Here is a 12,787-nt window from a genome sequence, read left to right as displayed (position 1 = left end):
ATCACACCGAGGAACGCCTTGAACCAGTCGGGGTTCCAGCCGGCGTAGACGATGCCCTGCTGGACCATGCCGAACATGAACGCCCCGAACACCGGCCCGATCGCCGAGCCCGCACCACCGGTCAGCAGACACCCGCCGATGACGGCCGCCGAGATGTAGATGAGCTCCTGGCCCACTCCCTCGCCGGACTGGACGGTGTTGAAGGAGAACAGCTGGTGCATCCCGATGAACCAGGCACCGAAGCCGACCAGCATGAACAGCGAGATCTTCGTGAACGCCACCGGCACACCGACGGCCCGCGCGGAGTCCTTGTTGCCGCCGACCGCGAAGATCCAGTTGCCGTACTTCGTGCGCAGCAGCACCCAGGTGGCGATCGCGGCGAACACCAGCCACCACACGATGGTGATCTTCACCTGGACGCCGCCGACGTCGAACGACGACGCGAAGACCTTCTTGGCCTGGTCGAAGCCGTCCATGGTGCTGATGTCGTCGGTGGCGACGTTGCCCGTGACCAGCTTGGTGACGGCGAGGTTGACACCCTGGAGGATCAGGAAGCTGCCCAGGGTGATCAGGAAGCTGGGAAGCCCGGTTTTGACCACGAGCCAGCCGTTGAGGAAGCCGATTGCCAAAGACACCAGCAGCGCGACGATCACACCGACCCACACGTTCATGGTCAGCTGGTAGCTGAGCATCGACGCGGTCAGCGCCGAGGTGATGACCGCGACGCCGGCGGAGAGGTCGAACTCGCCGCCGATCATCAGCAGCGCGACCGGGAGGGCCATGATGCCGATGGTCGACGAACCGTAGAGGATGTTCGCCATCGAGGCGCCCTCGCGCACCGGCGGAGCGGCGATCAGGAAGAACACGTACACCGCCGCCGCGCCGAGGAAGACTCCGACCTCGGGGCGGGCCAACAGCCGGATGGCCAGCGGGCGTTCCGCGGTCCGGCCGTCGGTGGGCTTGGGGCCGGGGGCCGGCGGTGAGGTCACCGCCGGCTCGGCCTGCGGGATCGTACGCATCACCGGGTGCCCTTCGCGGCGAACTTCGCCACCGCGTCGACGTCGGTCTTGTCGACGAAGGCCGGACCGGTCAGTACGGGCTGCTCACCGCCGCCGCTGTAGTTGCCGTTGGTCTTGTAGAGCCACAGCGAGTCGACCGCCAAGTAGCCCTGGAGGTAAGGCTGTTGGTCGACGGCGAACTGGATACTGCCCTTCTCGATCGCGGAGATGAGGTCCTTGTTCAGGTCGAAGGTGGCGACCTTCGCCTTGCTGCCCGCGTCGGACAGCGACTGCACCGCAGTCAGCGCGAAGGGCGCGCCGAGGGTGACCACCTCGTCGATGGTCTTGTCCTGGGTGAGCTTGGCCGTGATCGTCGACTTCACCGATGGCATGTCCGTGCCGTTGACGTACAGGATGTCGGTCTTGCCGGTGAAGGTCTTCTTCACGCCGGCGCAGCGCTGTTCGAGGTTGACGTCGCCCTGGGCCTGGATCACGCACAACGCGTGCTTGGCGCCTGTGGAGTTGAGCTTGGTGCCGAGTGCCTGGCCGGAGACGGACTCGTCCTGTCCGAAGAACGACAGCAGGCCCTGCTTTTTCCAGTCGCTCAGCCCGGCGTTGAATCCCACGACGGGGATGCCGGCCTGCTCGGCCTTGGCGACGACGTCCTTCATGGCGTCGGGCTTGGCCAGGGTCACGGCGATGCCGTCGACCTTCTGGTCGATCGCGTTCTGCACCAGGTTGGCCTGGTCGGCGGCGGTCTCGTCGTTGGAGTAGATGAGCTTGACGTTGTCCTTGGCGGCGGCGGCCTCGGCGCCCTGGCGGATGGTGTCCCAGAAGGTGTCGCCGGAGGGTGCGTGGGTGACCATCGCGATCGTCATACGGGGGGTGGTCGCCTTGCCCGCGGAGACGTTGCCCGTCGACTCGTCGGACTTCTTGCCGCCGGAGCTGCTGGAGCAGCCCGCGAGGGTGAGTGCGGCCGCGGCGGCTACGGCCACGGCAGGGGCGATTCTGCGGGAGCGGGGAAGGGCTGTACGGCTCATGATTCGTGCACCTCGCTGTGCGACTGAAAGAGGTAGCAGGGCGGTGGGTCCGCGGCTGCTTGATGGGCCGGGGTCGGAATGGAGGACCGGAGTGGGCTCGCCGTGAACTGAGGCGGGCGGATGTACCGTCCGTGACCGCTCGTCCGCCTTGTGGGCGACGTCGACGGTGAGCGCGTGTCCCCGCCGGTTGCGGGCGACGAGCCAACTACCTTCGTTGGAACATCAGGACAATTTAAAGCGCTTTAATTCCTGGTACTATCGACTCGTTTCGAGAGCGTGTCAAGGGCGTTGCGCGAGAAGAATGCGGCCGGGAGGCACAAGTGGAGGACGCTGGGGCGGAACGTCACCGGGCAGCCGCGAAGAAGCGCCCACGACTGGAGGACGTGGCGACACGCGTAGGTGTCTCCACCGCGTCCGTCTCCCTCGTGCTGCGCGGTGTGGCGGGCCCCAGCGAACGCACCCGGCAGCGCGTCTTGAAGGCCGCCGCCGACCTCGGCTACCAGGTGGACCGCACCGCCAGCCTGTTGGCCAGCAGGCGCACCCGGATGCTCGGCGTCATGGTCGACGTCCACAGCCCCTTCCACGCCGAGCTGGTCGAGCATCTGCACTCGGCCGCCGAGGAGGTCGGCTACGACCTCGTCCTGAGTACCCAGACCCGCACCCGTGACGAGCGCACCGCCATCGAGACGCTGCTGGCCTTCCGCAGCGAGGCGCTGATCCTGCTCGGCCCGACCGCTCCCGTCGACACCCTCGCCGCACTAGACGGCAAGGCCCCCGTCATCGTCGTGGGCCGTCGCATCGAGGAAGGGGAGCTGGACGTGGTCCGCACCGCGGACGACGACGGCGTGGGCCAGATCGTCGACCGCCTCGTGGCGCTCGGACACCGCGAGATCACGTACGTCGACGGCGGCAAGGGCGTGATCGCCACCGACCGGCGCCGCGGCTACCGCACCGCCATGCGGCGCCACGGACTGGACGCGCACATCAAGGTGTTGCGCGGTGACAACACCGAGGCGGCCGGCGAGCGCGCCGCCCGCCACCTCCTCGACGCGGACCAACTGCCCACCGCCGTGGTCGCGTTCAACGACCAGAGCGCGATCGGTGTGCTGGCCGGTCTCGCCCGCGCCGGTGTTTCCGTACCCGGAGAGGTGTCCGTCGCGGGATACGACGACGACAGACTCTCCCGCCTGAGCTGCTTCGACCTCACCACGGTCAGCCAGGGAGCGGAGGAACAGGCCCGCTACGCGGTGGCCGCGGCGGTGGAACGCCTCGACCAGGGCCGTACAGAACCCCGCGAGGTCGTTCTCGCCCCGCACCTCGTCGTGCGCCGGACCATAGCCGCGCCGCGCTGAGGCTGTCCGTGCCGGTCACGCATGTTGCCGGCGCCTGAAACTCCAAGCCTCCGGCAGAACGCCTTTCACGTGACCGCACTGATCACTTTTGTCAGGTATTGGTCGAAGAGGTCTGCCTTGTAGAGGAGCCCGCTGTACTTGACGGGGATCCGGTACCCGTCTATTTCGGCAGTAGGTGTGCCGGGCCCTTCGTGCCCGTTGTAGTGCCCAGCGGCGGCGAACACCTTCTCGGAGGAGTCCACGAAGTCCTGGTACTTCATGGACGTCACCGCGGTGTCGAAGGACGGGCCGCGCAGCCCTGTCACCTTGCCCGCCAGTTCCAGCAGGCGCGCGTTGGTGAAACCGTCCACCTCCTCGGAGGGTTGGTTCTCGTAGAGGACGGCGTGATACTCGGCGAACTTCCCGCTCGCCACCGCCGCGCGCAGCGCGTTGACCGCCTTCTTCGACCCGTTCCCGCCCAGCCGCGGGTCCAGGAACGACGCCATCGTGTACTCGACCTTGACCTTGTGCCGCAGAACCCATTTGGTCAGGACCGGACCGCCGCCCGTGGTCTCGAATTCCCTGCAGTACGGGCAGCGCGGGTCTTCGTAGAGGCGCACGGTCACCGGCGCCTTGGGGTCGCCCACCAGAATGGTCGTGCCGTCCGGTTCCACCTGCTCGGGTGCGTCAGCCAGCCGTGGGTAGTCGGTCTTGCCCGTGGCTTGTTGCCCGTTGCCGTCTGCAGCGATCGGGTGCCGGGACCCGCAACTCACCAGCGCCGCACCGAGCACACTTGTCAACACGGCTGCCGTCAGCCGTCTACTCCCATGATTCAACCGCATCATGCCCCCCTGTGGTTATGGAAGGGGAGAGTAGGCCATCCGCCGCAGCACCATGGCTCGGGGTCCGCTGTGCTCTCGACGGAACCGCTTACCGGGCTGCACCATGAACGCCGGCCCTGGTGGGCGATGGTGCGGTCGAACGCGCCCCATCGGGCCACGCCCGCCGCCACCCCGGCCTACGCCTCACCGGCTATCCGCCCTGCGTGCGCAGCTGATGCTCGTACGCGAAGATCACGACCTGCACCCGGTCGCGGAGCTGCAGCTTGGTGAGGATGCGGGTGATGTGGGTCTTGACGGTGGCCTCGGTGAGGAAGAGGCGTTCCGCGATCTCGGCGTTCGAGAGGCCGGCGGCGATGAGGTGGAACACCTCCCGTTCGCGGGCGGTCAGGTGGGCGAAGCGCGCGCCCGCGTCGTCGGCGCGGGGCCAGGGCGCGATCTGGGCGAAGCGGTCGACGAGACCGCGGGTGATGCGTGGGGTGAGGACGGCGTCGCCGGAGGCCACGGCCCGGATCGCCGCCTGGAGTACGGCCGGGACGACATCCTTGAGGAGGAATCCGCAGGCTCCCGCACGGAGGCCTTCGAAGGCGTATTCGTCGAGGTCGAAGGTGGTGAGGATGAGAACGCGCGAGGCCGTGCTGGAGGTGATGCGCCGGGTCGCCTCGATGCCGTCCATGACCGGCATCCGTACGTCCATGAGCACCACGTCCGGCAGAGTGCGCCGCGCGAGCTCGACCGCCTCGGCGCCGTCGGCGCTCTCGCCGACGACGGTGATGCCCGGCATCGTGTCGAGGAGGCTGCGGAAGGCCATGCGGACGAGCGCCTGGTCGTCGGCGAGCAGGACCGAGATGGTCATCGTGGTTCCCCCAGCTTCAGTTCACCGGAGACGGCCCATCCGGAGCCGGTGGGTCCTGCCCGGAGGTCCCCGTCGAACATCGCGACCCGTTCCCGCATCCCGGTGAGTCCGTTGCCGGTACGTGCTTGGGCTCCGCTTCCGGGGGCCGGTCTGCCGTCGTCGGTGACGCTGAAGCCGATCAGGTCCTCGCCGCAGTGCAGGACGACGTCCACCGTCGACGCGTTCCGGGCGTGCTTGACGACGTTCGTGAGTGACTCCTGGAGGATGCGGTAGACCGTCGTCTGCGCCTCCGCGCTCAGGGTCGCCGGACTGCCGGTCTCGGTCAGCCGAACGTCCAGGCCGGTGCCGCGGGCCTCGTCCACCAGGGCCTTGAGCGAGCCGAGGTCCGGCTGCGGGGCCCGTTCGCCACCGTCGTCCGCCCGCAGGACGCCGAGGAGCCGGCGCATTCCGGCGAGCGACTGCCGACCGGTCGACGCCGCCTGGAGCATCTTCCCGCGGGCGCCTTCCGGATCGGTCGCCGTGGTCGCGGCGGCGGCTTCGGACAGCGCTACGACGACGACCAGGCCGTGGGCGACGATGTCGTGCATCTCCCGTGCGATCCGGGTGCGTTCGGCCGCCGCGGCGAGCTGCGCCTGCTGGGCGCGCTCCTGTTCCAGACGCTCCGCGCGGTCCTCGATGGAGGCGAGGTAGCGGCGCTGCGCCCGCACCGTGGTGCCGAGGAAGAACGCCGCGGCGCCCAGCCCACTGAGGATGACGAAGGCGTCGTTGACGCTCGCGGCCGGGGCGAACCGCACCGCGACCAGCACGACACCGAGTTCCACGGCCGCCGCGGCGCCGAGCGAGTGCCGCAGCCCGCGGTGGGCGGCGACCGTGTAGAGCGCGACCAGCACCGCGAACTCGGAGAACGAGACCGTACCGAGCGCCCAGGTCGCCATCGCCACGGCCCAGCAGAACCAGAACACGGCGACCGGAGCGCGGCGGCGCAGCAGGAGGGGGCAGATCACCGCGATCGCCAGCACCCAGTCCAGTACCCCGGACCGGTTGTAGAGCAACTCGTGCGACGCGGCGACGGCGCACAGGACCGGCGGCCCGAGGAGCAGGACGAGCGACAGCGACGGGCGGTCCCGCGGCAGGCGTAGCGTCGGCTGGAGGTGCTTCACCCTGCCGACATTACGGAAGGGCGGCCCCGGGGGCGTCAATCGAAGGTCTTACATCCGCCGGAAAGTGGCCACCATTGTCGGATGTGCCGGTCCCGGTGGCGCTTCTACCGTCGCGACATGGAAAAACGACCAGCGACCATGGCCATGAAGGTGCCGGAAATCACCCTCATATTCTGGATCGCGAAACTGTGCACCACCGGATTCGGTGAGTCCTTCTCGGACTACGTCTTCTTCAACGACTACATCGGACAGCACGCGGCCATGCTCATGGGCCTAGGCCTGCTCCTCGCATGTCTGGCCGTGCAGTTCACCACGAGCAAATACATTCCGTGGGTCTATTGGCTTGCGGTGACGGCCGTCAGTGTCTTCGGGACGATGTCGGCGGACTTCCTGAACAAGGATCTGGGAATGCCGCTCTACGCCTCCACACTGATGCTGGTGGCCTTGCAGATCGCCGTTTTCGCCGCCTGGTACGCGACACAGCGAACCCTGGACGTGCACAGCATCAACAACCGTCTGCGGGAGCTTTTCTACTGGCTGACCGTCCTGTGCACCTTCGCACTGGGGACAGCCGCGGGCGATTTCGCGGCCGTGACCCTTGGACTCGGCACGCTGGCCTCGTCCTTCGTCTTCCTGGGAATCATTCTGATTCCGGCGGCGGGGTATCGCTGGTTGGGTCTCAACGAAGTCCTGGCTTTCTGGTTCGCCTACACCATCACCCGCCCCTTGGGTGCCTCCGTCGCGGACTGGCTTTCCGTCCCCGCCCCTTATGGGGACGGACTGCAATTGGGTACGGGACCCATCAGCCTGGTCCTCGGGATTCTCCTCGCGGGAGTCATCGCGCTGATCGGATCACGACACCGCCGCTCCGACTCTCTGGAAGGTGCACCTCCGGAGACAGCCGCCGAGGTCCGTTGACCACGCCTCAGAGTTCCAGTCGGTAGCCGTGCCCCCGCAGGGTGGTGATGCGGGGCAGGCGGCCGGCGTGGGCCGAGGTGTCGGCGGCCTCGGTGAGGCGGCGGCGCAGGCCGGCCATGGTGACGTCGAGGGTCTTGGTGGAGCCGAACCAGTTCTCGTCCCAGACCTCGGCCATCAGGGTCTCCCGGGAGACGGCCTCCCCGGGGTGCTGGGCGAGGACGGCGAGCAGGTCGAACTCCTTGGGGCGGAGCGGGACTTCATCGTCGTGGAGGGTGCACCGGCGGGCGGGGACGTCGAGTACGAGGTCGGCCAGGTGGACGGGTTCCGGTGGTGGCGCGGCGACGGTGCGGCGGCGCAGGTGGGCGCGGAGCCGGGCGAGCAGCACGGAGAGGCTGAAGGGCTTGACGAGGTAGTCGTCGGCTCCGGCATCCAGCCCGGCGATCACGTCGATGTCGTCGGTGCGCGCGGTGAGGACGATGATCAGCAGGTCGGGACGGCGGGCGCGCAGGTCGCGGGCGACGTCGAGGCCGTCCATGTCGGGCAGGCCCAGGTCGAGGAGCAGGACGTCGTACGAGGACCGCGCGTCCTCGGCCAGGGCGCCGGAGCCGGTGCGGCTCCAGGTGGGTGCGTAGCCGTTGCCGCGCAGACCGGTCTGGAGGTGGCGGCCGATGGTGTCGTCGTCCTCGACGACCAGGACGCGCGGTCGGCTGCGGTCGGTGGTGACGGGCATGCGCATGGGCGACAGCCTAGAAGCGGGCGGCCCTCCGGTCCTGTCCGGCGCGGTCACAGGTCGCGCAGTTCCTCGACGGCCGGGCGTCCGGCGCTGCGGATGCCGTTGAGGGCGGCGGCCAGTACGGCGGCCACGGCGGCGCCCGCGGTGAGGATCAGGTAGCCGGAGGGCACGGACAGGCTCGCCGGGGGTGGGTCGAAGACGCCCGTGAGGACCTTCACCAGCATCTCGGACAGCGTCCAGCCGATCAGGGCGCCGCCCGCCAGGCCCCCGGTGGTCAGCAGCAGGGCCTCGGTGAGGACCATGCCGCGCAGCTGGCCGGGTTTCGCGCCGAGCACGGTGGCGATGGCGAACGTGCGGCGGCGTTCGGCCAGGCCGAGGGCCAGGACGAGTCCGCCCGCTCCGGCGGCGAGCAGCACGGCGAAGGCGAGTTCGATGCGGGTCAGACCGGCCAGGTCCACGGAGGTGAGGCTGGTGCCCACGGCGCCGCGGGTCTGGGTGAGGTCGGTGACGGTGGCGCCGGTGCCGAGCTGCTTGCGCAGATGGGCAGCGATCTGCTGCTGGTGTGTGCCGCCGGTGTCGAGCAGGAACGCGCCCACCGCGTCGCTGCCGGTCGCCTTGGCCACGTAGGCGGCGTTGGCGACGAAGAAGCTGTCCTTGGGGGCGGTGGGGAACTCCTTGACGATTCCGGCGTAGTGGAAGGGGACCGTGCGCAAACCCTTGGTGCGGGCGTCCTGGATACGGAGGTTGACGGTGTCGCCGGGGGAGAGCTGGAAGTCGTGGACCGTCTCCACGCTGACCAGAAGGTTGTCGGGGCGTTGGGCGAGGCGGCGCATGAGCTGGTGGGCGGTGCCGCCGGAGAAGTAGGCGTCCTGGAGCGAGGTGGCACCGGCGATGGTGTCGGGGCGGACACCGTAGAGATCCTGGAGGTCGGAGCCGACGTAGGCGAAGCGGTGCTGGACGGGCTCGACGTGCCGTACGCCGGAGGCCTTCAGCGTGCTCGCGGCACCGGGCGGGACGTGGGCGCCGGGTGGTTCGGTGACGGTGACGTCGGCGCCGTTGGTCAACCGGGCGTCGGCCTCGGCCTGTTGGTGGTAGGTGGAGTTGAAGACGGCGGTGGAGATCGCGAAGGACACCGCGAGAGCGAGCAGCACCACGGAGCGGGCCAGCGGGCGGCGGCGCCTGGACAGCATGGCGGCCGTGGTGCCGGCGAGGGTGGCGGTCAGTGGGCGGGCGAGGCGGCCCAGGGCCGTGCGGCCGTGGGTGAGGGCGAGCAGGGTCAGGCGCCACAGCAGCAGGGCGGCGCCGATCCACAGCAGGGCCGGGCCGAGAAAGGCCCAGTAGGAGACGGAGAGGGTGGGCACGCCCTCGGGGGCCAGGACGAGGGCGTACTGGTTGCCGGAGGAGGCGCGGAACACCAGCCAGGAGCCGATGAGGAGCGCGAAGTCGAGGCCGTAGCGCAGCCACCAGGGGGAGCGGGTGGTGCGGGCGCCGCTCTCCTTGCGGGTGTCGGCGACGGTCACCGAGCGCAGGTCGCGCAGCGCGGGGACGAGGACGGCACAGGCGGCCACAGCGGCGCCGAGGGCGAAGGCGATGCCGTACCAGATGACCCAACTGGCCGTGCTCGCGCCGAAGGAGGCGGCGCCGAAGGCGAGGCGGCCGGTCAGCGCGGCGATGCCCAGACCGGCGGCGCCGCCCACGCCGCCCACGAGTGCGGCTTCCAGGCTCGCGAGCGCGGTGATCTGACGGGGGCGCAGCCCGCGCAGCCGCAGCAACCCCTGTTCCTGACGGCGCCGTTGGCCGCCGGCCGAGGCGATCGCGGCAGTAAGAGCGGCGGCCAGTACTGCGCCGGGGACGCCGAGGAAGAGGAAGAGGATCTGGGCGTAGAGGGCGTCCTGGCGGGCGGAGTCGAGAGCGGCACCCAGGTTGTCGCCGACCAGTGCGCCTCCCGCGGTCTTGGCTTCGAGGTGGTGCGCGGCGCCGGTGACGGCACTGAAGGCGGCGGCCGGGTCGGCGGGCAGCCCGGCGCTGCGGGCAACGTGGATCTGGGTGGTGAGGGAGGTGGCGCCGCGGGTGAGGGAGGCGAACCGGGCGGCGGGCAGGAGGACGACGTTGTCGGGGGGTGCGGTCGGCTGGGACTGGGTGGGGGCGCCGACCTTCTGGAACAGGGAGTCGGCCTGGGGCAGGTCGACCACGCCGTCCACGCGCACCTGGCGCGATCCGGTGCCCTGCAGTTGCACGGTGACGGTGTCTCCGGGGGCGGCATGCAGGTTGGAGGCGGTCTGCTGGGCGAGCAGCACGCCGTCGGGCGAGCCGGAGAGAGTGCGCATCCCGTCGGGGAACAGGTGGCGGTAGCCGGGCGGCAGGCCGAGGGCCATGCCGGGACCGGTGGTCTGGGTGCTGCCCTGGACGCGGGCGGTGAAGCCGGTGGTGCGGGCGTAGCCGACCGGCAGGGCGGCCCGGGTGCCGGGGTCGGTGCGGACCTGCCGCAGCACGGAGTTGGCGTCCGCGCCGGGCTGCACCTCGACCTGCCAGTCCACGGCGACCGAGCGGACGGCGCGCTGGGTCATGGTCGCCTTCGAGGCGGTGAGGAAGGAACCGAGGGCGGCGACCAGGGCGACGGCGAGCGCGATGCCGGTCATGGCCGCCAGCAGCCGTCCGGCCCGATGACGGGCCAGACTCCTGGCCCATGAGGTGATCATGGCGTGTCCTCCGGTGCGAGCAGCCGTCCGTCGTGCATGGCCCGCCGGACGGTGAGCCGGGCGGCGACGGCCGGGTCGTGGGTGGTGACGACGAGGGCGGCGCCGGTGCGGTCCGCCGCCGCCAGCAGGGCGTCCAGGACGCGGGCGCCGGTGGCGTGGTCGAGGCGGCCGGTCGGCTCGTCGGCGAGGATCAGCCGGGGTTCCTGGGCGAGCACACGGGCCACGGCGACCCGCTGGGCCTGGCCGCCGGAGATCTCCTCGGGCAGCCGGTCGGCGAGGTCGGCCGCCCCGACCAGACCGAGGGCCTCCGCCACCGAAAGACGCGTCCGCGCCTCCGGCCGGCCGGCGAGGACGAGGGGAAGCGCCGTGTTCTCCGCGACGTCCAGGGCGGGGACGAGGCTGTCGGCCTGGAACACCAGCCCGATGTCGGCGCCCCCGCCGAGCCCGGGCCAGGAGACGGCACCGCTGGTGGGCCGTTCGAGCCCGGCCAGCAGATGCAGCAGGGACGACTTGCCCGACCCGGACGGGCCTACGATCGCCAGCCGGTCGCCGGTCCTGATGCTCAGGTCGGTCCCGTGCACGGCGACCACAGCCGTCGCGCCGCGCCCGAAGGTCAGCGCCGCGTTCTCGCAGAGGGCTAGGGTGTCAGTGCCGGACATCGTTCAACTCCGGTGTCGGTTCGGTCTGTTGGCCGGGCGGGGTGATCGCGTGGTTGGCGTTCCGGTCGGTCCCGTGCAGGGCCACCACGGTCGTCGCGCCCCGCCTGAAGGTCAGTTCCGTGTTCTGGCAGAGGGCGAGGGTGTCAGTGCCGGACATCGCTCACCTCCCGTGTTTCCCGGGCCTGCCCGTCGGTCAGGGTGATCACCCGGTCGGCGATCCGGACCGCCTCCGCGCTGTGCGTGACGATCAGCACCGCGCATCCGTCCGTGGCACGCTCCCGCACCATCCGCAGCACCAACTGCTCGGTGCCGCCGTCGAGTTCACCCGTCGGCTCGTCGGCCAGGAGCACGGCGGGGGAGTTCGCGAGGGCCACGGCCAGCCCGGCGCGCGCCAGTTCACCGCCGGACAGCTGGCGCGGCAGGGCGCGGGTCCGCAGGTCGAGCCCCACCTGCTCCAGCAGCGCCTCGGCCGCGACGGCGGGACGGCCGTGCACGGCCCGCTGGGCGAGGCGGATGTTGTCCCGCACGGTCAGGTGCGGCAGCAGGTTGCGGCTCTGGAGCAGGACGCCGATGTGGCGTGCGCGCAGCCGGGCCCGCTCGGTCTCCGGCCGGTGGCTGATACGGACACCGTCCACATGGACGTCACCACCGGAGGGCTCGTCGAGCCCGGCCAGACACGCCAGCAGGGTGGACTTGCCCGCTCCCGAGGGGCCGACGACGGCGACCGTCTCGCCGCGCCGCACCGTCAGTGACACCCCGCGCAGGGCCAGGGTCTCCTCTTCGCCCGCACGGTAGAAGCGGTACAACTCGCGGGCGATGAGCGCGTCGTCGTAGGACAGGGCCGTCACGACGGTCACCGCCACGCGAAGGAGTCGCTGACGATTCGCCATGGGTCGACGTTGTCGGCGTTGACCGGCCCGGACAGTGTCAGGTCGACCTCGTGCCCCTGCCGGTAGAAGGCGTACCGCTCGAACGCGTCCCGGACCACCTTGCCGGTGACCGGGTCCTTGGCGGAGTCGCCCTGGTAGGTCAGGCGGACGACGCGGTCGGCGTGCCGGGTGACTTCGGTCGCCTTCGGCGCCGCGAACTTCGGTACCTGCGCCTTGAGTTGGGGTACGACGGTGTTGGTGACGGATCCGACCGTGGGCGCGGCGGAGGCGGTGGCCGTGGTGACGCGCACGGTGTTCAGCTTGTCCGTGAACACGGTTGCGGCGCCCTGTCCGGTGCGGGCCCAGCCCTCGGGTACCTTCACCGTGAAGCCGGTGAAACCGCCGGTGGGCCGGTAGGCCACGTACACCTGGTTGTCGGGGATGTCGCCGGGCGGATTCGACTCGGTGGGCGCGGGGGTCGCCCCGGCATTGCCGACGCCGGCCGGGGTGGCGGACGTAGCGGCCCCCGAGTGCGAGCCGGACCCCGAGTGCGAGCCGGAGCCCGAACAGCCGGTGATCACCGCCGCGACCAGCGCCAGTCCTACGGCGGCGGATGTGCGTACAGGTGCCATGGTCACTGCCCTCCCGGAATCCTGCGACCGGAGATCGGTCATGGCACCGACGC

Annotated in this window: 13 protein-coding genes; 2 read left to right on the top strand and 11 right to left on the bottom strand. The window is 70.4% G+C overall.

Going from position 1 to position 12,787, the window contains the following annotated elements:
• Nucleotides 1-1,019, bottom strand: a 1,019-nt coding sequence (locus tag ACFXC1_RS45645; protein ID WP_381254854.1) for an ABC transporter permease, incomplete at its 3' end; no start/stop codon positions are given.
• Nucleotides 1,019-2,038, bottom strand: coding sequence for a sugar ABC transporter substrate-binding protein (locus ACFXC1_RS45640; protein ID WP_381254851.1), 1,020 nt, complete (start codon nt 2,036-2,038; stop codon nt 1,019-1,021). The genes ACFXC1_RS45640 and ACFXC1_RS45645, both read right to left, overlap by 1 nt.
• A gap of 383 nt (nt 2,039-2,421) precedes the next feature.
• On the opposite strand from ACFXC1_RS45640, the gene ACFXC1_RS45635 reads away from it, so the two are divergent.
• Nucleotides 2,422-3,390: a LacI family DNA-binding transcriptional regulator gene (locus ACFXC1_RS45635; protein ID WP_381254848.1), complete on the top strand. Its 969-nt coding sequence runs from the start codon at nt 2,422-2,424 to the stop codon at nt 3,388-3,390.
• Nucleotides 3,391-3,455: 65 nt separating this feature from the next.
• Here ACFXC1_RS45635 and ACFXC1_RS45630 read toward each other — a convergent pair whose 3' ends face one another.
• The 3 genes from ACFXC1_RS45630 to ACFXC1_RS45620 form a co-directional block, all read right to left on the bottom strand.
• A complete protein-coding gene (locus ACFXC1_RS45630; protein ID WP_381254846.1) occupies nt 3,456-4,172 on the bottom strand; it encodes a DsbA family protein in 717 nt (238 codons plus the stop codon).
• A gap of 229 nt (nt 4,173-4,401) precedes the next feature.
• Nucleotides 4,402-5,064, bottom strand: a complete 663-nt coding sequence (locus ACFXC1_RS45625) for a response regulator (protein WP_381254843.1) — start codon at nt 5,062-5,064, stop codon at nt 4,402-4,404.
• The gene (locus ACFXC1_RS45620; RefSeq protein ID WP_381254841.1) at nt 5,061-6,224 is read right to left on the bottom strand and encodes a sensor histidine kinase; all 1,164 of its coding nucleotides are present in this window, start codon (nt 6,222-6,224) and stop codon (nt 5,061-5,063) included. Before ACFXC1_RS45620 ends, ACFXC1_RS45625 begins: the two co-directional genes overlap by 4 nt.
• Before the next feature lie 117 nt (nt 6,225-6,341).
• Between ACFXC1_RS45620 and ACFXC1_RS45615 the strand changes: the two genes are divergently transcribed.
• Nucleotides 6,342-7,142, top strand: a complete 801-nt coding sequence (locus ACFXC1_RS45615) for a COG4705 family protein (protein WP_381254839.1) — start codon at nt 6,342-6,344, stop codon at nt 7,140-7,142.
• Between the two features lie 7 nt (nt 7,143-7,149).
• Here ACFXC1_RS45615 and ACFXC1_RS45610 read toward each other — a convergent pair whose 3' ends face one another.
• From ACFXC1_RS45610 to ACFXC1_RS45585, 6 genes are read right to left on the bottom strand one after another with little or no spacing between them, the layout of a single operon-like run.
• Nucleotides 7,150-7,872 carry a response regulator transcription factor gene (locus ACFXC1_RS45610; protein ID WP_381254863.1) on the bottom strand — a complete coding sequence of 241 codons (723 nt, stop codon included), beginning with the start codon at nt 7,870-7,872 and terminating at the stop codon, nt 7,150-7,152.
• Between the two features lie 53 nt (nt 7,873-7,925).
• Nucleotides 7,926-10,574, bottom strand: a complete 2,649-nt coding sequence (locus ACFXC1_RS45605; RefSeq protein ID WP_381254837.1) for an ABC transporter permease — start codon at nt 10,572-10,574, stop codon at nt 7,926-7,928.
• On the bottom strand, nt 10,571-11,233 hold the full coding sequence (locus ACFXC1_RS45600; RefSeq protein ID WP_381254834.1) for an ABC transporter ATP-binding protein: 663 nt from the start codon (nt 11,231-11,233) through the stop codon (nt 10,571-10,573). The genes ACFXC1_RS45605 and ACFXC1_RS45600 overlap by 4 nt, the downstream gene beginning before the upstream one ends.
• Nucleotides 11,220-11,390, bottom strand: coding sequence for a hypothetical protein (locus ACFXC1_RS45595; RefSeq protein ID WP_381254832.1), 171 nt, complete (start codon nt 11,388-11,390; stop codon nt 11,220-11,222). The genes ACFXC1_RS45600 and ACFXC1_RS45595 overlap by 14 nt, the downstream gene beginning before the upstream one ends.
• Complete coding sequence (locus ACFXC1_RS45590) at nt 11,377-12,123, bottom strand: ABC transporter ATP-binding protein (protein WP_381254829.1); 747 nt, start codon at nt 12,121-12,123, stop codon at nt 11,377-11,379. The genes ACFXC1_RS45595 and ACFXC1_RS45590 overlap by 14 nt, the downstream gene beginning before the upstream one ends.
• Nucleotides 12,087-12,734 (bottom strand): hypothetical protein, encoded by a 648-nt coding sequence (locus ACFXC1_RS45585; protein ID WP_381254827.1) that lies wholly within the window; start codon nt 12,732-12,734, stop codon nt 12,087-12,089. Before ACFXC1_RS45585 ends, ACFXC1_RS45590 begins: the two co-directional genes overlap by 37 nt.
• Between the last annotated feature and the right edge of the window lie 53 nt (nt 12,735-12,787).

Source organism: Streptomyces hokutonensis, from assembly GCF_042751305.1.
GTDB classification, from domain to species: Bacteria; Actinomycetota; Actinomycetes; order Streptomycetales; family Streptomycetaceae; genus Streptomyces; species Streptomyces hokutonensis_A.
Note: the sequence above shows the minus strand (reverse complement) of the source record. Positions and strands in the feature narration are given on the sequence as shown.